The 20,375-nt window shown below is 72.4% G+C and carries 17 protein-coding genes; 5 read left to right on the forward strand and 12 right to left on the reverse strand.

What is annotated here, in order from left to right; genetic code table 11:
* Positions 1-112: 112 nt before the first annotated feature.
* The 4 genes from IDM40_RS19520 to IDM40_RS19535 all read right to left on the reverse strand — a co-directional run bounded on the left by IDM40_RS19520 (position 113) and on the right by IDM40_RS19535 (position 4,024).
* Positions 113-1,000, reverse strand: a complete 888-nt coding sequence (locus IDM40_RS19520) for an alpha/beta fold hydrolase (RefSeq protein ID WP_193123462.1) — start codon at positions 998-1,000, stop codon at positions 113-115.
* A 378-nt stretch (positions 1,001-1,378) separates the two neighbouring features.
* Positions 1,379-2,206 carry an aldo/keto reductase gene (locus IDM40_RS19525; protein WP_328807072.1) on the reverse strand — a complete coding sequence of 276 codons (828 nt, stop codon included), beginning with the start codon at positions 2,204-2,206 and terminating at the stop codon, positions 1,379-1,381.
* A gap of 18 nt (positions 2,207-2,224) precedes the next feature.
* Complete coding sequence (locus IDM40_RS19530) at positions 2,225-3,235, reverse strand: NADP-dependent oxidoreductase (protein ID WP_193123464.1); 1,011 nt, start codon at positions 3,233-3,235, stop codon at positions 2,225-2,227.
* Positions 3,236-3,328: 93 nt separating this feature from the next.
* Entirely contained in the window at positions 3,329-4,024 is a 696-nt protein-coding gene (locus tag IDM40_RS19535) for a type 1 glutamine amidotransferase domain-containing protein (RefSeq protein ID WP_193123465.1), read from the reverse strand.
* Between the two features lie 196 nt (positions 4,025-4,220).
* Here IDM40_RS19535 and IDM40_RS19540 point away from each other — a divergent pair, with 196 nt between their 5' ends.
* Together IDM40_RS19540 and IDM40_RS19545 are read left to right on the forward strand one after the other, a co-directional pair.
* Entirely contained in the window at positions 4,221-5,045 is an 825-nt protein-coding gene (locus IDM40_RS19540; protein WP_193123466.1) for a GNAT family N-acetyltransferase, read from the forward strand.
* 21 nt (positions 5,046-5,066) lie between these two features.
* Positions 5,067-5,693: an HAD-IA family hydrolase gene (locus tag IDM40_RS19545; protein WP_193123467.1), complete on the forward strand. Its 627-nt coding sequence runs from the start codon at positions 5,067-5,069 to the stop codon at positions 5,691-5,693.
* 42 nt (positions 5,694-5,735) lie between these two features.
* On the opposite strand, the gene IDM40_RS19550 is transcribed toward IDM40_RS19545, so the two are convergent.
* The 8 genes from IDM40_RS19550 to IDM40_RS19585 form a co-directional block, all read right to left on the reverse strand.
* Complete coding sequence (locus IDM40_RS19550; RefSeq protein ID WP_235997764.1) at positions 5,736-7,607, reverse strand: alkyl/aryl-sulfatase; 1,872 nt, start codon at positions 7,605-7,607, stop codon at positions 5,736-5,738.
* Positions 7,608-7,718: 111 nt separating this feature from the next.
* Positions 7,719-8,201, reverse strand: coding sequence for a DUF1269 domain-containing protein (locus IDM40_RS19555; protein WP_193123468.1), 483 nt, complete (start codon positions 8,199-8,201; stop codon positions 7,719-7,721).
* A 156-nt stretch (positions 8,202-8,357) separates the two neighbouring features.
* Complete coding sequence (locus IDM40_RS19560; protein WP_193123469.1) at positions 8,358-9,149, reverse strand: class I SAM-dependent methyltransferase; 792 nt, start codon at positions 9,147-9,149, stop codon at positions 8,358-8,360.
* A 120-nt stretch (positions 9,150-9,269) separates the two neighbouring features.
* Positions 9,270-10,886: a family 20 glycosylhydrolase gene (locus IDM40_RS19565; RefSeq protein ID WP_328807073.1), complete on the reverse strand. Its 1,617-nt coding sequence runs from the start codon at positions 10,884-10,886 to the stop codon at positions 9,270-9,272.
* Complete coding sequence (locus IDM40_RS19570) at positions 10,849-11,739, reverse strand: ABC transporter ATP-binding protein (protein WP_193123470.1); 891 nt, start codon at positions 11,737-11,739, stop codon at positions 10,849-10,851. Before IDM40_RS19570 ends, IDM40_RS19565 begins: the two co-directional genes overlap by 38 nt.
* Positions 11,736-13,502 carry a dipeptide/oligopeptide/nickel ABC transporter permease/ATP-binding protein gene (locus IDM40_RS19575; protein ID WP_328807074.1) on the reverse strand — a complete coding sequence of 589 codons (1,767 nt, stop codon included), beginning with the start codon at positions 13,500-13,502 and terminating at the stop codon, positions 11,736-11,738. The genes IDM40_RS19570 and IDM40_RS19575 overlap by 4 nt, the downstream gene beginning before the upstream one ends.
* Positions 13,499-14,440, reverse strand: a complete 942-nt coding sequence (locus tag IDM40_RS19580) for an ABC transporter permease (RefSeq protein WP_193123471.1) — start codon at positions 14,438-14,440, stop codon at positions 13,499-13,501. Before IDM40_RS19580 ends, IDM40_RS19575 begins: the two co-directional genes overlap by 4 nt.
* 5 nt (positions 14,441-14,445) lie before the next feature.
* Positions 14,446-15,969 (reverse strand): ABC transporter substrate-binding protein, encoded by a 1,524-nt coding sequence (locus tag IDM40_RS19585; RefSeq protein WP_193123472.1) that lies wholly within the window; start codon positions 15,967-15,969, stop codon positions 14,446-14,448.
* A 235-nt stretch (positions 15,970-16,204) separates the two neighbouring features.
* Between IDM40_RS19585 and IDM40_RS19590 the strand changes: the two genes are divergently transcribed.
* The 3 genes from IDM40_RS19590 to IDM40_RS19600 are packed head-to-tail and all read left to right on the forward strand — an operon-like array spanning position 16,205 to position 20,375.
* Complete coding sequence (locus IDM40_RS19590; RefSeq protein WP_407940021.1) at positions 16,205-16,876, forward strand: TetR/AcrR family transcriptional regulator; 672 nt, start codon at positions 16,205-16,207, stop codon at positions 16,874-16,876.
* A gap of 12 nt (positions 16,877-16,888) precedes the next feature.
* A complete protein-coding gene (locus IDM40_RS19595) occupies positions 16,889-19,147 on the forward strand; it encodes a glycoside hydrolase family 3 C-terminal domain-containing protein (protein WP_193123473.1) in 2,259 nt (752 codons plus the stop codon).
* Between the two features lie 13 nt (positions 19,148-19,160).
* Complete coding sequence (locus IDM40_RS19600) at positions 19,161-20,375, forward strand: glycoside hydrolase family 1 protein (RefSeq protein WP_193123474.1); 1,215 nt, start codon at positions 19,161-19,163, stop codon at positions 20,373-20,375.

A 20,375-nucleotide genomic window follows, 5' to 3' on the forward strand; every position in this document is an offset into this window, starting at 1 on the left:
CACCGGAAAGGGTGGCGTGCGCATTTCCGCCCGGGCCCCGAACCCCCGAAAAAGGGGCCCGGCACAGAAGCGCCCCGGACCCGCGACGCGGGTCCGGGGCCGGTGCCGGGTCTCAGGCGTCGAACACCCGCAGGAGCTCGGCCACCCGGTCGGGTCGCTCGTAGAGGGACAGGTGCCCGGCGTCCTCGATGACGTGGACCCCGGTGTCGAGGAACCGGCGGGCCGGTCCGTGCAGTCGGGCGGGCGAGAAGAACGGGTCGTGCGATCCGGTGGCCACCACGACGCGGTGTCCGGCCCAGGCCCGGAACGACTCCCCGTTGAGCGGGCTCGGGGTGGAACCGGTACGGCAGTGGCGCGCCACGAGCGTGAGCCACTCCGCCTCGGACGTACAGGCCTCGCACCCGGGGTCGGTGCCCGGGCCGCTGAGGAACTCCACCATGCGCCCGCTGGTGTGCTCGTTGGGGTGGATCATCCAGGGCAGGGTCGCCCTCATCGACTCCGACGTGAGGCCGGCCGCCGTCAGCCCCGCGGGGTTGACCAGCGCCACCCCCGCCACCAGCGGCGAAGGCGTGGCAGCCAGAGTTATGGCGGCCCCGCGGGAGTGCCCGAGGAGGATCACGGGTCGGTCGGTGATCTGCGGGAGGAGTTCGTCCAACCAGGCGCCGTAGGACTCGATACGGCCGCCCGCGGTGCGCCGGCTGCAACTCAGCCCGGGCTGGCCGGGCAGGTCGACCAGGTGCACCGGTCGGTCCTCGGCCAGGACCCGTGCGGCCGGCACGGTCGTCGCGGCGTTGAAATTGGTCCCGGAGAGCACGAGCACCGGGGTCCCGGGACCACCGGCGGCGCTGAAGGCCTGCGTGCTCCCCAGCCGGGTCTCGACAGGGGGAAGGGGCCCGAGTTCGGGCCACTGGCTCAGAGCTTTGTGGCACCAGGCGTGCACGGACCGCTCGGCGTTCTCGGAGCGGTAGACACGCGCGGCGCGAAGGGGGACGACGGTCATGGATCCGGCTTTTCGCGTAGGCAGACGTTGGTGATCGCCGACCTTGTTTCCCGGCGCACCAAGAGAGGACTGTACGCCTCCCCACGGCCTGTTGCCACTCCGGGCCCGGGCCCTGCGCGGCGCCGTTGCCGAGCGGGGGCGTACACCCGTGGGATACCCGCGGCGACGTGTCCCGTGGTGGGCGTGTTCGCCCTGTTCCAGGTGTCCGAACGCCCGTCCGCTACCGGCCATCGGACCCTGCGGCGTTGACATCGGGGCCGCCGTCGCGCACGCGCCCCCGGGTACGCGGGAGGGGGCGCTCCCCCGACCGCGCGCGGCGGTGGTGGAACGCCCCCTCGGAGGCGGCCGGGGATGTGGGCACCCCGGCCGCCGGTGTTGCTAGCCCAGGAAGTTCATCTCGGCCGGGTCGGGACCGATACGGCCGCCGTTGTCCAGCGCGTTGATGCGGTCGATGTCCTCGGCGTCGAGCTCGAAGCCGAACACGTCGATGTTCTCCTTGATCCGCGACGGGGTCACGGACTTGGGGATCACGACGTTGCCGATCTGCAGGTGCCAGCGCAGGACGACCTGCGCGGCGCTCTTGCCGTACTTGGCGCCGATGCCCTGCAGGACCTGGTCGTCGAGCAGGCCCTTGCCCTGGCCGAGCGGGCTCCATGCCTCCGTGAGCAGCTTGCGCTCGGCGTTGGCCTTGCGCATCGCGGCCTGGTTGAAGTGCGGGTGCAGCTCGATCTGGTTGAGGACGGGGACGACCCCGGCCTCCTGCAGGAGCTTGTCGAGCGTCTGCTCCGTGAAGTTGGAGACACCGATCGCCTTGGCACGGCCGTCGGCGTAGATGCGCTCCAGGGCCCGCCAGGAGTCGACGTACTTGTCCTGCTCCGGCACGGGCCAGTGGATCAGGTAGAGGTCGACGTAGTCGGTGCCCAGGCGCTCGAGACTCGCGTCGAAGGCGCGCAGGGCCTCGTCGTAGCCCTGCTCGTTGTTCCACAGCTTGGTGGTGAGGAAGACGTCCTCACGGGCCAGGCCGGACTCGGCGATGGCCCGCCCGGTACCGCGCTCGTTGTCGTACACCTTGGCGGTGTCGATGCTGCGGTACCCGGCCTCCAGCGCGGCCGAGACGGAGGCGTGCGCCTCGTCGTCGGCCACCTGCCAGACACCGAAGCCCAGCTGCGGCATACGGAGACCGTTGTTCAGCGTGACGTGCTGCAATGGATGCCTTTCCCTGTCTTACTGCTGCGGGAGCCGCACCAGCATCTTGCCGGTGTTGGCGCCGCGCATCATGTCGAGGAACGCCTGGACGGAGTTGTCGATGCCGTCCACGACGGTCTCCTCGGTGTGGAGCTTGCCCTCGGCGATCCAACCGGCGGCCCGGCGCGCGTATTCCCCCGCCAGGTGGTTGTGGTCGCCGACGATGAAACCGCGCAGGTTGAGGCGCTTGCCGACCGCCATGAACATGTTGTTCGGACCGGGGACGGGCTCGGTCGCGTTGTAGGACGCGATCTGCCCGCACAGGGCCACGCGCCCGAACTCGTTCATGACGTTCAGAGCGGCCTGGAGGTGGTCGCCGCCGACGTTGTCGAAGTAGACGTCGACGCCGTCGGGTGCGGCCTGGGCGAGCTGCTTGGTGAGGCTGCCCTCGCGGTAGTCGATGGCCGCGTCGAACCCGAACTCCTCCAGCAGGCGGCGCTTCTTCTCCGGACCGCCGGCCGAGCCGACGACCCGCTTCGCGCCGAGCTGCCGGGCGATCTGGCCGGCGATGCTGCCGACCGCCCCGGCCGCGCCGGAGATGAAGACCGTGTCGCCCTCACGCACCTCGGCGACCTCGGTGAGCCCGGCGTAGGCGGTCAGACCGACCATGCCGAGCGCGCCCAGGTAGGCCTGGGCCGGGGCGAGCGAGGTGTCGACCGGGCGCACGGCCTTCTCCGGCAGGAGCGCGTACTCGCGCCACCCGGCGAAGTGGGACACCGCGGTGCCCACGGGCAGGTCGTCGGAGCCCGAGGAGACGACGGTGCCGACGGCGCCGCCCTCCATCGGCTCGCCCAGCTGGAACGGAGGCACGTAGGACTTGGTGTCGTTCATGCGCCCCCGCATGTACGGGTCGACCGAGATCCAGTCGTTGCGGACCAGGACCTGGCCGGGCCCGGGCTCGTCGACCGAGGTCTCCACGAGGGAGAAGTCGGTGGGGTCCGGTTCACCGACCGGACGTGCGACGAGGTGGACCTCCCGGGAAGTGGGCATGGTGGGCCTTTCCGTGTCGTGCATGGGTTCTGCGGACGTGCGGGGAGCCCGGTACGGCCGGGCAGTGCCCCGGCCCGGGCCGCCCCGTGCCGGTCAGGTCAGTGCACGGCTCACCTCGGCCGCGAGCGCGGTCGAGGAGGCCGGGTTCTGGCCGGTGTAGAGGGTGCGGTCGTGGACCACGTGCGGCTGCCAGGGGGATCCGGCGGTGAAGTCGGCCCCGATGCCCTCCAGGCGGTCCTGGAGCAGCCAGGGCGCCTTGTCGGCGAGCCCGACCTGCTTCTCCTCCTCGTTGGTGAAGGAGGTGAGGCGGTACCCGGAGAAGACGTGGCTGCCGTCCTCGCGGCGGGCGGCGAGGAGGGCGGCGGGGGCGTGGCAGAGCACGCCCAGCGGGGTTCCGGAGTCCACCGTGTGGGTCAGCACCCGCGCGGAGTCGGCGTTGTCGGCGAGGTCCTCCATCGGGCCGTGGCCGCCGGGGTAGAAGACCGCGGAGTACTCGGCGGGGTCGACGTCCTCCAGGCGCAGGGGCGCCTTCAGGACGGGGTTCTCCTCGACGGCCCGCTCGAAGGCGTCGGCGTTCTCCTGGCCGCCGTTGACGTCCGGTTCCAGGCTTGCGCGGTCGACGGTGGGCACCACGCCGCCGGGGGTGGCCACGGCGACCTCGTGCCCGGCGTCGACGAACACCTGGTACGGGGAGACGAACTCCTCCGCCCAGAAACCCGTGGGGTGCCGGGTCCCGTCGTCGAGGGTCCAGTGGGTCGCACCGGTCATCACGAACAGGATTCGCGCCATGGTCGGCTCCTTTTCACCTGGGTCTCGGGCCGGGGACACCCGTGCCGGGCGACGGCACAGCAGTGCGCCCCGTCACCGGACAACGTCCGGGGGTCCGTGTGGATTCCGGGGTTCTGGGCCGGTTCGGGACCATCGTGGGCCTTGCCACACGTACGGGCAGGTGTGGGGGTGCGGGGCGATCGGCCAGAATGAGCGGATGCCTGCGAAGACACCCGCCGCCGCGCTGTCCCCCGGTGCGGCCGCCGAGCACGCCGCACGGTTCGCCGTGCTGGCCGACGCCGACCGGCTCCGGATCCTGCACACCCTGGCCGCGGAGCCCGGCGGGCTGGCGCCGGGCGAGCTCGCCGAGGTTTCGGGGGCGGTCCCGGGTTCCGTCGCGGGGCACCTGGAGGTGCTGGCCTCGGCCGGGCTGGTGGAGACCGGCGGTGGCCGGGTGCGCGCGGCACGCGAGGGGCGGAAGGCCGTCCCGAACCCGGTGGACGCGGTGCTCGGGCTGTTGGACGTGCCCCTGGGCGCCTCGCCCGCGCCGGTGCCCGCGGAGGTGCGCCTGCGCGCGATGGAGCCGGAGGACGTCGAACGGGTGCGGCAGATCTACGCGGAGGGGATCGCGACCGGCGACGCGACCTTCGAGACCGGGGTTCCGGACGCCGAGGCGTTGGACGCCAAGTGGCTGCGCGGGCACCGGTGGGTGGCCGACGTGGACGGCGAGGTGGCCGGGTGGGCGGCGGCGGCCCCGACGTCGGGGCGGCCGGTGTACGCGGGTGTGGCCGAGACGTCGGTGTACGTCTCGGAGAAGGCGCGCGGGCGCGGTGTGGCGCGGGCGCTGTTGCGGCACCAGGTGGAGGAGGCCGACCGGGGCGGGTTGTGGACGCTGCGCACGTCGGTCTTCCCGGAGAACCGTGCGAGCCTGGCCCTGCACCGGGCGGCGGGGTTCCGTACCCTCGGGGTGCTGGAGCGCGTCGGCGAGCACCACGGCACCTGGCGGGACACGGTCACGATGGAGCGCCGCCGCGAGCGCTGAGGCCCGGAGAGGGGAGACCGTGTGGGTGAGTACGGCGACGCGGTGGTGCTGTTCGACATGGACGGGGTGTTGGTCGACTCGGGCTCGAGCATCCGCGAGGGTCTGACGGCCTGGTCGCGGGAGCGGGGGCTGGACACGGCGACCGTCCTGGAGCACGCGCACGGGCGCACCGACCGGGACCTGGCGGGGCTCGTGGCGCCCCACCTGGACACGGCCGAGGAGGCCGAGCGCATCCAGGAGCACGAGATCGCACACGACGCGACGGTCCGGGCGATGCCGGGCGCAGTGGACCTGCTGACGGAGATGGAGGCGCGCGGCCGCACCTGGGCGGTGGTGACCTCGGCCGGACGGACGCTGGCGCTGTCCCGCCTGTCGACGCTGGGGCTGCCGGAACCGCGGGTGCTGGTCAGCGCCGACGACGTGGAGGCGGGCAAACCGGATCCGGGCCCGTACCTGCTGGGCGCCGAACGTGTGGGCGCTCCCCCGGCCGACTGCGTGGTGGTGGAGGACTCCCCCAACGGTGCGGCGGCCGGCGTCGCCGCGGGCATGGCGGTCGTCGCGGTCGCGACCATGTCCGACCCCGGCGAGCTGGAGCACGCCACCACCGTGGTGGCCGACGTCCCCGCCGCCGCCCGGCTCCTCCTCTGAACGACCCGTACACCCCCGTGAGCGCCCTCGTGCGACTGCGGCTCACGGGGTGACGATCGGGAACCCGTAGTCGGGCGGGTCGAGCAGGCCCAGCAGCCGGTCGAGCAGCGACGGGTCCCCCTCGGTGTCCATGTGCGCGAGGTCGAGCCGTCCCACGAGCAGGCCGGGCAGCTCGCGCCGGGTGAGCGTGACCGTCAGGTCGGCGCCGTCCGGGCGCGGGTTCTCCGTGGTGATCAGCGCCCCGTTGGACAGCTGGGTCCGGTAGGTCGTGCCCTGGTCGGACAGCACCCAGTCGATCGAGAAGGCCTCGTTCCACGCACGCGGGCCGTCGACCCGGATCGACAACGACTCGAAGAACTGCTCGACGGGCAGCCCGCGCGAGACACCCATGAGCCCGGTGTTGGAAGGCGCTTCCGGGGCGCGCCCGCGCAGTTCGGCGGCGCCCTGGAGGTAGAAGTTGCGCCAGGTCCCGCACTCGGCCCCCCGGCCCAGCTCGTCGTAGACGGCGGCGAGGGTCTCGCGCGCCCTCAGGTGGCCGGGGTCGGCGAAGACCGCGTGGTTGAGCAGCGTGACGGCGAAACGGGCGTCGTCCTCGTCCCGGTAGCGTTCGGCCTTGCGCACGACCTCGTCGACGCCGCCCATGCAGTCGACGTACCGCAGGGCGCTCTCCCGCGGCGGGTGTTCCCACAGGTGGGCGGGGTTTCCGTCGAACCAGCCCATGTAGTGCTGGTAGACGGCCTTGACGTTGTGGCTCACCGCCCCGTAGTAGCCGTGCGTGTGGCGGCGGTTCTCCAGGCCCGGCGGCATACGGAAACGTTCGGCGATCTCGGAACCCACCATGCCCTGGTTCATCATGCGCAGGGTCTGGTCGTGCAAGTAGGCGTACAGGTCGCGCTGCTCGGTCAGGAACGCGACGATGTTCTCCGTCCCCCAGGTCGGCCAGTGGTGGGACGCGAAGAGCACGTCCACGTCGTGCGCGAACCGGTGCAGCGACTCGTCGAGGTAGTGCGACCACACACGGGCGTCGCGGACCTTCGCGCCGCGCAGGGTGAGGATGTTGTGCAGCGTGTGCGTGGCGTTCTCGGCCATGCACAGGGCACGGTGGTCGGGCAGCAGGAAGTTCATCTCCGACGGCGCCTCGGTCCCCGGTGTGAGCTGGAAGACGATCCGGACCCCGTCGACGACCTCCTCCTGCCCGGTGCGCGTGATGGTGCGGTTGGGGGCGATGAGGGTGACGGTGCCCGTCGAGGCGCCCTGTCCCAGCCCGATACCGACCCGCCCCTCAGGCCCCGCGTCCAGGTGCGCGCCCGTGTGGAAGACGCTGCGCCGCGACATGGCCGGGCCCGCGTGCACGTTCTCCGAGACGGCGTTCTCCATGAACCCGGCCGGCGCGAGGATCGGCACGCCCCCGTCGGTCACGCCGCCCACGCCCCCGAAGTGGTCCACGTGCGAGTGGGTGTAGACGACGGCGCTCACGGGCCGCGCCCCGCGGTGCTCCCGGTACAGCTCCAGGCCCGCGGCGGCGGTCTCGGCGGACATGAGCGGGTCCACGACGACCAGGCCCTCGTCGCCCTCCACCAGCGTCATGTTCGACAGGTCGAGGCCGCGGATCTGGAAGATGCCGTCCGCGACCCGGTACAGCCCCTGGCGCGCGCACAACTGCGACTGGCGCCACAGGCCGGGGTGGACGGTGTCGGGGCAGGGGGCGTCGAGGAAGGCGTAGGAGTCGGCGTCCCACACCACCCGGCCGTCGGCGTCGTACACCTGCCCGGGTTCCAGCCGCGCTATGAGTCCGCGGTCGGCGTCGGCGGCCGCGCCGTCGACGAATGCGTCGGCGTCGACACCGGCGTCCGCGTGCGCGGTGGCCGGTCCCGCGGCGGGGCCGGGGTCCGGTCCGGTGGCAGCTCCGGTCATCTCACCCTCCGTTGCTCGAGCGCGGCCCCGGAACCGCGTGGGTCGGGGCGGCGGGTCCGGGTACGGCCGAGCGGCCGGTGCGTGCGGTGCACCGGCCGCTCCGGGGACGTTCTACGGCCGCAGGGCCTCGACGAGCTCCTGCTCGTTCTCCTTGGACAGGTTGGTCTGCAGAACGGTGGGGTCCAGGGGCTTGTAGGCCTCCACGACCCGGTCGGCGGTCTCGACGTCGGCGAGGAGGAAGACCGCGCACCGGCCGCCCTCGAGCTCCCCGCCGATCTGGCGGATCATGTCGTCGTCGATGCCGATGTCGGTGAGTCTTCCGGCGACGGCCCCGGTCGCGGCGCCGACGGCCAGCCCGAGGAGCGGGTTGAGGAAGATGAGGCCAATGAGCGTGCCCCACAGCGCCCCGCCGGCGGCCCCCATGCCCGTGGTGTTGACGGTCTGGTGGATGCGGGGGCGCCCCTTGTCGTCCTGGTAGGCGTAGGCGGCGTCGGAGAGGTGCAGGAGTTCGCGTTTGTCGAGGTCGGCGGCGATCTCGAGCGCGCGGTCGGCGGTGTCGCGGTCCTGGACCCCGAGCACGATGAGCTGCGGCATGTGTGCGTGTACCCCCGGTGATCGGTGCCGGGCCCGTACGGGCCGTGTCCGGGCGGAGCGTTCCCGAGCGCGCGCCGGGTTAGCACCAACGGAGGCGACAGAACGCGCAAAACGCCTCAAACCGGACGCGCGTAGGGGGCTCGGGTACGGACCCGGTCAGCCCGTACGGCGGGCGGTGAAGAGCCTGGTCACGTAGGGGATGCGGACCCCACCGTCGGGGAAGTGTTCCCTGACCAGAGCGGTCAGGTGCGCGCGGGTGCGCTCCTCCCCCAGGTTCCGGACCACGGCCGCCATCTTGCTGGAGGACATCGCCATGCCCAGTACCTGCCCGGTGTCGAGCTCGCGCACCCAGCCCGCGGTCGACACCCCGGCCTCCGACAGCCCCGGCTGCGCGGACATCTCCGCGACGGTGTCGTACTCGCGGTGGTCCCGGCGGTAGTGGTCGCCGTGGTCCTCCATGAGCCGCTCGTAGGCGTCGAGGTAGGCGCTCGCCCGGTGGTCGCGGTCGTTGTTGAGGACCGCGACCGTGCCCCCGGGCACCAGGACCCGGGCGGCCTCGGCGTAGAAGGCGGGACGGTCGAACCAGTGCACGGCCTGCGCGGCAAGGACCAGGCAGGCGGAGGAGTCCGGGAAGGGCAGGCGCTCGGCCCGGCCGGCCACGTACTCGACCCCGCCGTGCTCCCCGGCCCGGGCGGCGGCGAGCATGTCGCGCCCCGGTTCGACCCCCACCACACGCGGGCCCGGGCCGAAGGCGTGGCGCAGGGTACGCGTGGAGATCCCGGTGCCGGCCCCGGCGTCCACCAGCAGCCACGGGTCCGGCCACGATGCGTCGGCTCCGGCCCGCACGTGCTCACGCAACCGGTCGAGCAGTCCCTCGGGGTAACCGGGCCGGAAACGGTGGTAGGCGTCGGTGAGGCCCTCGAAGGCCTGCGTGCGGTCGCTGCTCACGGGAGCTCCTCGCGTTGGGGGTCGCGGCGCGGCCGATCCTACTGCGGCCGGCCCTTCCCCGGCCGACCCTCCGCCGCGCGGAACACGGCCGGGGCCGACACCGCCACGCAGGAAACCGGCTCAGTCGGCCGGCCGGAAATGGTTCCCGAACCCCAGCGCGTCCCAGAAGGCGCGGTGCGCGGCCAGACTCCGCCGGTGGCCGGCCCACTCGGTACGCCTCCGGGTCCAGGCCTTCTCCGCCACGCCTGGCAGGCGCGGCAACAGCAGGAACGCCAGGTCGTCGAAGCCCGTCATGGTCTCACCCCAGACCGCCGCCTCCACACCGGCCACACACGCACCGGGCGCCGCGGACTCCGCCGTGTCGTCCGGGTCCCAGGCGAAGGTGTCCGCCACCGTGATCGGTTCGTAGGCGGGCAGGCCCAACCGCTCGCGGTCGTTCTCCTGGGCCGGGTCCGCACAGGCGTCGGCGTAGGACCGGTCCAGGTACAGACGCGAGTTGGGTGCCACCAGGACCGGGACCCCGGCCCGTACCGCGGCGGGTGCGTCCCCCGGCGAGATCCGGAAGCTCTCGGCCGCCCGGTCCACCACCGCGTGGTACTCCGGCGGCACCTGCGCCTTGATCCCCTCGGCGTCGAACTCGTCGGGCGCCCCGATCCAGTACTGGAGCACGTCCTCGCCGTCCAGCACCCCGGCACGCGCGGTCTCCTGCCACCCCACCGCGCGCTTGCCGGTCGCCCGCAGCGACCGGTGGGTGTGTTCGACGAAGCGGACGTAGTCGTCGTGCAGCATCCCGAAGGGCTCGTCCCCGCCCAGGTGCAGGAACCGTCCGGGTGTGAGTTCGGCGAACTCCTCCAGGACGTCGCGCGCGAAGCCGAGCGCGGCCTCGGAGTCGGGGTGCAGGAACCGGGCCCGGGGATGGATCGGCGGGATGTCGCCGTGGAGCTCGGGGTAGGCGTCGAAGGCCGCGCCGGTGTGCCCGGGCAGGTCCACCTCGGGCACGACGGTCACGTGGTGGTGAGCCGCGTGGGCGACCAGGCCGGCGAACTCCTCCCGGGTGTAGTACCGGCGTGTCCCGTCCGGCCGGGGCCGGGTCAGCTCCGGCCACCGCCTCGATTCCAGGCTCCAGCCCTGGGAGTCGGTCAGGTGCAGGTGCAGCACGTTGAACTTGTACAGCGCCATGAGGTCGACGACCCGGCGTACCTCCTGCACGGTGAACCAGTGCCGGACCACGTCCAGGGACAGGCTCCGCCACGTGTAGCGGGGGCCGTCGACGACCGTCCCGCGGGGCGCCCACACCCCGCCGGCGGCGTCCACCGTGAGGAGCTGGACCAGGCTGGTCAGCGCACGGAAAGCGCCTTCGGCCCCGGCGGCCCGGACCACGATCCGGTCCTCGGCGATCTCCAGGGCATGGCGCTCGTCGGCCCCGGGGACGGGTCGGGGGTCGACCCCGGTCGCCGGGGCGACGGCGGCGAACTCCGCGGGATCGGCCGCCGGGAAGACCCGCACGCCGGCGTTCTCCCGCACCGCCTCCACCCGGAGCCCGTGCAACCGGTCCGCGCTCCGGGTGAACCAGTCGGCGGCCTCAGGGTCGGCCCCGGCCAGGGTCAGCCGCCCACCGACGCCGACCCGCACCGGTTCGGCGGTCCGGTCCCGGAACGGTGCCGGAACCACACGCGGAAGCTCGGCGTGCACGTCCGTCTCAGGGGGTGTCTGCATCGAACTGCCTCTCTCGCTCACGTCGGCGCTCCTGCTGGCGCACCGGGTCGGCGACGGGGGCCGACAGCAGGAGCCTGCGGGTGTAGGGGTGATCGGGGTCCCGGGTGAGGCGTTCGGCGTCGCCCTCCTCGACGATCTCGCCCCGTTCCAGGACGGCGACCCGGTGGCTGAGGGCGCGCACGACCGACAGATCGTGCGACACGAAGAGGTAGGCGACGCCCGTACGCTCCTGGATCTCCAGCAGCAGGTCCATGACGGTCCGCTGCGTGGTCAGGTCCAGGGCCGAGACCGGCTCGTCGCACACGATGAGCCGGGGTGAGATCGCCAGGGCACGGGCGATCGCCACCCGCTGGCGCTGGCCCCCGGAGAATTCCCGGGGGAGCCGGTGCACGGCGTCCCGGGGCAGGGCGACGCGGTCGAGCAGCGCCCCCACCCCGGCCCGCGCCCGCTCCTTCGGCACACCCTGCGCGATCAGGGGTTCGGCGAGGGTGTCGCCGATGAGCAGGGACGGGTTCAGTGACGTGTAGGGGTCCTGGAAGACCACCTGGATGTCCCTGCCGAGCGCCCTCCGCGCACGGCGGGACACGTTGTCGATACGGGTTCCGTCGAACGTGACGGTGCCGCTCGCGACGGGCACCAGGCCGAGCACGGCCCGCCCGAAGGTGGACTTGCCCGAACCGGACTCGCCGACCAGGCCCACGGTCTCGCCGGGCCGGACGCTCAAGGAGATCCCCCTGAGCACCTCCTTGCGCGGCGCCCGCCGTCCGCGGCCCGGGAACGACACGTGCAGGGCGTCGGCCTCCAGCAGGGGGCGGTGTGCCGTGCCCAGGTCCGGTCCAGGGCCCTCTCCCCTCTGCTCGCCGGTGGTGTTCATCGGGTCTCCTCCTCACGGGGGCGCCACGGCCCACGGGCCGGGGTGTTGTCGAGGACCGCGTCGAGCAGATCCCGGGTGTAGGGGGCCTCCGGGGCGGTGAGGACCCGTTCGGCGCTCCCGTGTTCGACGATGCGGCCCTCGCGCAGCACCGCGACCCGGTCGCACACGTCGGCGACCACCCCGAGGTCGTGTGTCACGAGCAGCACGCCCATACCCCGCTCGGTCCGGAGACTCCGCAACAGGGCGAGGATCTCGGCCTGCACGGTCACGTCCAGCGCGGTGGTGGGCTCGTCGGCCACGAGCAGGTCGGGGTCGCAGGAGACCGCCCCGGCGATGAGCACGCGTTGGGCCATGCCGCCGGAGATCTGGTGGGGGTAGCTCGCCAGGACCCGCTCGGCGTCGGAGATCTCCACCTGGCGCAGCAGCTCCAGCGCACGCTCCCGGGCCCGGGCACGGGAGAGGCCGAGTTTGTGGCGCAGCGGTTCGGTCAGGTGGTCACCGACGGTGAACGCGGGGTCGAGGTTGCTCATGGGTTCCTGGGGGACGTAGGCGACGGTGCTCCCCCGCAGCCGCCTCAGGGTCCGTTCGCCGGCACCGACGATCTGCTGCCCGTCGACCGTCACGCTGCCCTTCTCGACCCGGCCTCCTTCGGGCAGGAGGCCCAGCACCGAGAACGCGGTCTGGGTCTTGCCCGAACCGGACTCGCCCACCAGACCGAGGATCTCCCCCCTCCGCACCTCCAGGTCGATCCCGTTCACGACCTGCTTCGCGGAGCCGTCGTCGTGCGGGTAGGCGATCGTGAGGCCGCGGACCGACAGCAGGGCGGTGCGGTCCTCCGCGCTCACGGACGGGGCAGGTCCCCCGGTGGCCCGGGAACGGGCGCGCCGGCCGGTCGCGGCAGGGGCACCCCGGTCCTCCAGGACGTCGCGGAGGGCGGACGCCAGCAGCACCAGAGCGGCGCTGGTCAGTCCGAGGGCGAGGCCGGGCCAGAGCATGAGCAGGGGATCCCGGTGCACGTTGGTGAACGCCTCGTTGAGCATCGCGCCCCAGGTCGGCAGATCGCCGCTGCCGATGCCGAGGAACTCCAGACCGGCCTGGAGCCCGATGGCCATCCCCGCCACGAGGGCGGTCTGGATGATGATGGGCGCCCGCACGACCACCAGGACGTGCCGGCCCATGATCCGTGTGTCGCTCAGGCCGAAGACCCGGGCGGCGTCGACGTAGAGTTCGCCCCGCATCGCGGCGACCGTGCTCCGCACCAGCCGGAAGAAGCTGGGCGCCACGAGCAGGCCGAGGATGACCATCAGCGTCCACACGGTCGGCCCGAGCACGGCCCTGGAGGCCAGGAGCACCACCATGGCGGGCAGCGCCATGGTCAGGTTGAACCACCAGTCGGCCAGGGTGTCGAACCAACCCCCGCGGTAGCCGGCCGCCAGCCCGGCCGGCACCCCGGCCGCGAGGGCGACGGCAACGGCGACGGCCGCACCTGCGAGCGTGAACCTGCCGCCGTGGAGGAGACGGGACCACACGTCCCGGCCGGCGGGGTCGAGGCCGAGGGGGTGTCCGGCCTCGGGAGGGTCGAAGGCCCGGCCCAGATCGGCCGTGTTCGGGTCGTGCGGCGCGATCACCGGGGCCAGGGCGACGAGCACGACGATCGTGCCCAGGACGAGGGCGGAAACGACCGCGCGGGGGGACGCGGCGAACCGGCGCACGGCCCCGCGGCGGGCAGGGGCGTTGCGCGAAGCGGTGTCGATGGCGCTCACGAGAGCCTCGCTTTCGGGTTGAGCCAGGCGACGAGAACGTCCACGAGCAGGTTGACCACGACGACCACCAGCACGGACACCATGACCACGCCCATGATCACCGGGATGTCGCCGCGGGTCGTGTACTGGACTGTCATGGCCCCGATCCCGGGGAGCCCGAAGATCTGCTCGACGATGACGGCGCCGCCGAGCATGCCGACGAACTGCATGGCCAGGACCGTCAGCGCGGGTGTGGCCGCGCCGCGCAGGACGTGCCGGAACACCACCCGGGGGAACGGGAGGCCGCGGGCCCGCAAGGTGCGGACGTGGTCCCGGCCGAGCACGTCGATGACCGAGGAACGCACCTGCTGGGACACCCCGGCGACGGCGGGGACGGACAGCGCGAGCACCGGCAGGGTGATGGTGGACAGCCACCCGGTGAGCGACACACCGGGCGGGGTGTAGCCCACCGCCGGGAACCAGCCGAGCTGGACGGCGAAGACGATGACCATGATCAGGGTGATGAGGAAGCTCGGCAGGGCGTAGCCGATCACGCCGACGGCCTGCACGGCGCTGTCCACGGCGCCGCGCCGGACACCGGCCCACACGCCGAGCACGAACGAGACCACGGCGGTGACCAGGGTGACCCCGCCCATGAGGCTGAGTGTCACCGGGAGCCGGTTGGCCAGGGACTGCGTGACGCTCTCGTTGGTGAACCAGGAGTGCCCGAGGTCGAACCGCACCGCGGCGGCCAGCCAGTCGGCGTAGCGCACCGCGAGGGGCCGGTCGAGGCCGAGCGCGGCGTTGTGTTCGTCGACGAGCTCCTGGGGCGCGGCGGGCCCCAGCAACTGGCGGCCGACGTCGGGATCGGGCAGGGCGAGGAGGGTGTGCGCGAGGACCGAGATGACCAGGACGAGCGTGAGCCCCGATCCGGCTCTGCGCAGGGCGAAGGCGAGCATGTGCGTCACCCGGCCGGCGTGTAGTTGTACAGGGAGGGGGCCGCCGCACCGGACTGCGGTTCGATCTCGACATTGCCGTCGGAGACGTGCTGGTACGTGAGCCGGTAGAACGGCACGAACCAGGCCTCCTCGACCAGGTGGCGGTTGAGTTCCCGCGCCGGTTCGGCGGCCTCGTCCGCGGGGGCGTTCTGGATCTCCCGCACCAGCTCCCCCACCGTGTCGTCGGTGGTCCCGAGGAAGTTGAAGGTTCCGGGCAGGACGAGTTCGGCCACGGTCACCCAGTCCTCGGCGGGCTGGGCGTTGTTCATGACCATGGCGGGATAGGCCTGGTCGGTGAAGACGGCCCTCAGGGCGTTGGCCGGGTCGAGCTCGTCCCACTCCAGGTCGATCCCGACCTCGGCAAGGTCGGTGCTGATGCTGGTGGCCATGGGTTCGCCGACGATCTCCGGCATGCGGGGCAGGGTCAGGTCGAAACCGTCGGGGTGCCCCGCCTCGGCCAGGAGCTCGCGCGCACGTTCGGGGTCGTGTTCGTAACGGGAGTCCAGTTCGGGCTCGTAGGCCGCGGTCTCGGTCCCGAAGACCTGGTCGGTGAGTTCCCCCTGCCCGTCGACGAGCTTGTCGAGCATGGTGGGGCGGTCCAACGCGTGGTTGACCGCCTGGCGCACACGGCGGTCGGCGAGCTCGGGGACCAGGTGTCCGTCCCGGTCGAAGAGGATCAGCCCTTGGTAGTCGATGTCCTGGGGGACGGACTCCAGACCGGGTTCGGAGCGCACCACCGACTGCTGGTCGGCCTCCTGGACGACGGCGGCGTTGATCTGCCCCGTGCGGACCCCGTTGACCAGCGCGTTCTCGCGGTCGAAGGCGCTGATGGCGACTTCTTCGTAGGGCAGGGGCTCGCCCCAGTACTCGTCCTTGCGCTCGAAGACCCAGGTGGTGCCGATCGCGGTCCGCCCGGGGTCGAGTTCGTAGGGCCCGGTCCCGTCTGGGGCGGTGGCGAGTCCGTCGCCGAGGGACCCGGGGTTGGCCATGAAACCCGCGGCGTCGCTGAGGTAGTACAGCAGCGCCCGGTTGGGTTGGGAGAGGTGCACGACTGCCCGGAACTCGTCGGCGACCTCGACCCCCTCCAGCCCTTCCAGCGTGTGGGCCTGGCCTCCCCCGGCCTCGGGGAAGCGTTCCAGGTTGGCCTTGACCGCCTCGGCGTCGAAGGGTGTGCCGTCGTCGAAGGCGACGTCCTCGCGCAGGGTCAGCTCGAGCTCGGTAAGTGTGTCGTCGTAGGACCACTCGGTGGCGAGCATCGGCGCGTAGGTGCCGTCCGGTTCACGTCTGACCAGGCTGTCGTACACGGCTTGGAAGTAGGGCGCCGCCGAACCCATGGCGTCGGCCGGGTCGAGGCTCTGGGGCACCGTCATCGTGCCGATGGTCAGGGTGGCGGGGTCGTCGTCACCCGGGGGTCCGGCGCATCCGGCCAGTACCAGCAGGGCCACTCCGGCAGCCGCCGTGGCCGGGGTGGCCGGGGCTCTCGTGTGCATGTCCCGCTCCAGGGGGCAGGGCCCGGGATCGGAACCCCGGGCGGTGGTCATTGTGTCTGGCGCCACAAATTAACCACATGGTAGGTTTTGCTTCGTCGCCGCACAACAGCTCGGGCGAACACGGACGAAGGAGGGGAGGAGAAGCCGGGGTCGTACTCTCGAGAACCACCGGAGCACCGGCGAAGGCCCGGGCGCCCGCGCCACGAGAACCGACGACCCGCGAGGAGACCACCCCGTGACGGACCCACAGCGCGACCGGCCGCGGATGACCAAGGGAGAACGCACCCGGCAGCGCATCCTCGACGCGGCCGCGGAACTGTTCTCCCGTTCCGGTTACCGGGCCGTCTCCCTGCGCGACATCGCCTCGCACGCCGGCCTCACCCACGCGGGGGTCCTCCACCACTTCCCGAACAAGGAAGCCACGCTCCTGGACGTCCTGGGCAGGCGCGACGCGATCGACGCCCCGAAGGTGCTCGACCCCGACCTGAGCAGCCGCGAACGCATCGGGAACGTCGTGTCGATCGTGGAGCGCAACGCCGGTACGCCCGGCCTGGTCTCGCTGTACGTCAACCTGTCCGCCGAGGCCACCGATCCCGCCCACCCGGCCCACACGTACTTCACGCGGAGGTACGAGCTGCTCCGCGACCACCTCACCGCGGCCTTCACCGACCTGCTCGACGACGGGGACGAGCCCTCCCCCGAGCTGGCCGCCCAGCAGTTCCTCGCCCTGCAGGACGGCCTCCAGATCCAATGGCTGTTGAACCCCGACGCCGTCGACATGCGCGCGGCCGTCACCTCCTACCTGCGCGGTATCGGCATCGAGCTCACCGACGCCCCGCACCCGTCCTCCCGGGCCCCGGGGTCCGAGACACCGGCCCGAGGCCCGGAGCCCGCCCCACCCCACTGACGAGAGGTCCACATGAGCACAGCGCCCGACCGGCCGACCGCCCCCGGCCCGACCCTCGCCGACAAGGCCGCCGCCACCTCCGGCTCCGACACCTGGCACTCGGCGGAGGTCGGGGACACCCTGCGCTCCCTCCACCTGTCCGACGGCCCGCACGGTGTGCGTGCACAACCTGACGGGGGCGACCACCTCGGCATCGGCACGAGCCTCCCGGCGACCTGCTTTCCTCCCGCGGTCGGGCTCGGGGCGACCTGGAACCCCGGGCTGGTGCGGCGGGTCGGCCGGGCGCTGGGCACCGAGGCCTCGTCGATGGGCGTGGACGTCCTCCTGGGGCCCGGCATGAACATCAAGCGCTCACCCCTGTGCGGACGCAACTTCGAGTACGTCTCGGAGGACCCGCACGTCACCGCCAGGATCGCGGCCGCCCTGGTCGAGGGCGTGCAGAGCCGCGGGGTCGGTGCGTGTGTCAAGCACTTCGCCGCCAACAACCAGGAGACCGACCGGATGCGCGTGAGCGCGGACGTGGACGAGCGCACCCTGCGCGAGATCTACCTGCCGGCGTTCGAGGAGGTCGTCCGCGCCACGGAACCCGCGATGGTGATGTGTTCGTACAACCGCATCAACGGGGTGTACGCGAGCCAGGACCCGTGGTTGCTCACCACCCTGCTGCGTGAGGAGTGGGGATTCGAGGGCGCGGTCGTCTCGGACTGGGGCGCGGTGGTGGACCGGGTCGAGGCCGTACGGGCCGGGTTGGACCTGGAGATGCCGCCGAGCGGGACCGACCACAGGATCACCGAGGCGGTCGAGCGGGGCGACCTGGACGAATCGGTCCTGGACACGGTGGTGGCCCGGCTCCGGCACGTGCAGGGGCGGGTCTCGACCGACGCCTCCCGCCCTCCCCGGCACGACGAGCACGATGCGCTCGCACGGGAGGCGGCTCGCGAGGCGATGGTCCTCCTCCGGAACGAGGGGAACGTGCTGCCCCTGGCGCCGGAGCACACGGTCGCGGTCATCGGCGAGTTCGCCCGCACACCGCGGTACCAGGGCGGGGGTTCCTCGCACGTGGTGCCCACCCGCGTGACCAGCGCACTGGACGCCTTCGCCGAGGCGCGTCCCGAGGGCGTGCGCTTCGCCCCGGGTTTCACCCTGGACGGGGACACCGCGCAGGCCGGGGCGTTGGCGGAGGAGGCCGTGGGCGTTGCCCGCGAGGCCGACACCGCGGTGCTGTTCCTCGGGCTGCCCGACCTGGCCGAGTCCGAGGGTTACGACCGCTCCGACATCGACCTTCCGGCGGACCAGGTGGACCTGCTGGCCAGGGTGCGCGAGGTCAGTGACCGTGTGGTGGTCGTGCTGTCCAACGGCGGTGTGGTCTCGGTGGGCGACTGGGACCGGGACACCGACGCCGTCCTGGAGGCCTGGTTGCTCGGCCAGGCGGGCGGGGCAGCCGTGGTGGACGTGCTGACCGGTGCGTACGCGCCCTCCGGGCGGCTGACCGAGACCGTTCCGCTGCGCCTGAGCGATCACCCCAGTTACCTGAACTTCCCCGGCGAGTACGGCCACGTGCGCTACGGCGAGGGTGTGTTCGTCGGGTACCGGTACTTCGACACGCTCGGCGTGCCGGTCGCCTACCCCTTCGGGCACGGGCTGACCTACACCGCCTTCGAGTACACGGACCTGGAGGTCGCGGCCGCCGGCGAGCACACCTGGAACGTGTCCTGCACCGTGACCAACACCGGCGGCCGCGCGGGCCAGGAGGTCGTCCAGCTGTACACGGGCGTGGAACAGCGGTACCCCACACGCCCGGGGCACGAGCTGCGCGGGTTCGAGAAGGTGGAGCTGGAACCGGGCGCGAGCGCGCGGGTCGAACTGGCGCTGACCGGCCGTGACCTGTCCACGTGGGACCCGGTGCACCACCGTTGGTCGCTGGCCGGGGGCGAGTACACGGTGGCCGTGGGCGCCTCGTCGCGCGACCTGCGGCTCACGGGATCGCTCACCACGGCGGGCGACCGCTTCACGCCCGCCCTGAGCAAGGCCTCCACCATCGCCGAATGGCGGAGCCACCCCGTCGGCGGCCCGGTCCTGGAAGAGCTGCGCAAGGGCATGGAAGGCCTGGACGAGTTGCCCCCGGAGGTGCTCGGCATGGCCGGCTCCATGCCGCTGGGCACTCTGAGCACGTTCGGGCTCGGTGTGACCGAGGAGGACCTGGACCAGTTGGTCACCGCGGTCGAGGGCGAGCGGCAGAACGCGATCGAGCGCGGCGAGATCACCGGTTGAGAGGGACCAGACCATGGCGAACACACTGCCCGACGGGTTCCTGTGGGGCGCCGCGACAGCGGGCCACCAGGTGGAGGGCAACAACACCGGCAGCGACGTCTGGGCCCTGGAGCACGCGCCCGGGTCCCCGCTCCCCCAGCGCAGCGGGGACGCCTGCGACAGCTACCACCGGTGGCGCGAGGACCTGGACATCGTGCGCGACCTGGGACTGAACAGCTACCGGTTCGGGGTGGAGTGGGCGCGGATCGAGCCCGCCCCCGGACAGTTCTCGCGGGCCGAACTCGCGCACTACCGGCGGATGGTCGAGGGCTGCCTGGAACGCGGGATCACCCCGGTGGTGACCCTGCACCACTTCGCCTCACCCGCGTGGTTCCGTTCCGGGGGCGGGTGGACCTCCGCGGAGGGGATCGCGCTCTTCCGCCGCTACGTGCGGCAGGTCAAGGCCGTGCTGGACGGTGTCCCCTGGGTGTGCACCATCAACGAGCCGAACATGCTCGCGATGATCTCCGGTGTGCGCAGCGCCGCCGAGGAACCCGGGGACGCCGAGGGATCCGGGGACGGCGGTTCCCAGGGGCTGGTCGCGGGCGCGATGCCGCCGCCGGACCAGGGGGTCGCCGACGCGCTCATGGCCGCCCACCACGCCGCACGCGAAGAGCTGTCCGACCTGCAGGGGACGGCCGTCGGGTGGACCGTGGCCAACCAGGGTTTCCAGGCCCTGGACGGGGCCGAGGAGCGGGCCGCGGAGTGGGCCCTGACCCGCGAGGACCAGTTCCTGGACGCCGCCGTCGAGGACGACTTCATCGGGGTGCAGGCCTACACCCGGGTGCGGATCAGCCCCGACGGGCCCGTCGACCCGCCCGCGGACGCCCGCCGCACGATCACCGGTTGGGAGTTCTACCCGCAGGCCCTGGAGGGGGCCGTCCGGCACACCGCCGAGCGCACGGGCGGCGTTCCGGTGCTGGTCACCGAGAACGGCATCGCGACCGCCTCCGACGAGGAACGCATCGAGTACACCCGTGGTGCGTTGGCCGGCCTGAACCGGGCGGTCCGCGACGGTGTGGACGTACGCGGTTACCTCCACTGGTCGTTGCTGGACAACTACGAGTGGGGCCGTTGGGAGCCCACCTTCGGTCTGGTCTCGGTCGACCGGGAGACCTTCGTGCGTTCGGTCAAACCGAGCGGACGCTGGTACGGCGACGTGGCCCGCGAGGGCCGTCTGCCGAGCTGA

Origin of the sequence: Nocardiopsis coralli (assembly GCF_014892575.1) — a bacterium.
Lineage (GTDB): Bacteria > Actinomycetota > Actinomycetes > Streptosporangiales > Streptosporangiaceae > Nocardiopsis > Nocardiopsis coralli.

Coding starts and splice junctions, on each gene's coding strand:
- IDM40_RS19540 (WP_193123466.1), top strand. CDS start 4,221: ATGCCTGCGAAGACACCCGCCGCCGCGCTGTCCCCCGGTGCGGCCGCC.
- IDM40_RS19550 (WP_235997764.1), bottom strand. CDS start 7,607: ATGACCGGAGCTGCCACCGGACCGGACCCCGGCCCCGCCGCGGGACCG.
- IDM40_RS19555 (WP_193123468.1), bottom strand. CDS start 8,201: ATGCCGCAGCTCATCGTGCTCGGGGTCCAGGACCGCGACACCGCCGAC.
- IDM40_RS19530 (WP_193123464.1), bottom strand. CDS start 3,235: ATGCCCACTTCCCGGGAGGTCCACCTCGTCGCACGTCCGGTCGGTGAA.
- IDM40_RS19600 (WP_193123474.1), top strand. CDS start 19,161: ATGGCGAACACACTGCCCGACGGGTTCCTGTGGGGCGCCGCGACAGCG.
- IDM40_RS19535 (WP_193123465.1), bottom strand. CDS start 4,024: ATGGCGCGAATCCTGTTCGTGATGACCGGTGCGACCCACTGGACCCTC.
- IDM40_RS19580 (WP_193123471.1), bottom strand. CDS start 14,440: ATGCTCGCCTTCGCCCTGCGCAGAGCCGGATCGGGGCTCACGCTCGTC.
- IDM40_RS19595 (WP_193123473.1), top strand. CDS start 16,889: ATGAGCACAGCGCCCGACCGGCCGACCGCCCCCGGCCCGACCCTCGCC.
- IDM40_RS19520 (WP_193123462.1), bottom strand. CDS start 1,000: ATGACCGTCGTCCCCCTTCGCGCCGCGCGTGTCTACCGCTCCGAGAAC.
- IDM40_RS19585 (WP_193123472.1), bottom strand. CDS start 15,969: ATGCACACGAGAGCCCCGGCCACCCCGGCCACGGCGGCTGCCGGAGTG.
- IDM40_RS19570 (WP_193123470.1), bottom strand. CDS start 11,739: ATGAACACCACCGGCGAGCAGAGGGGAGAGGGCCCTGGACCGGACCTG.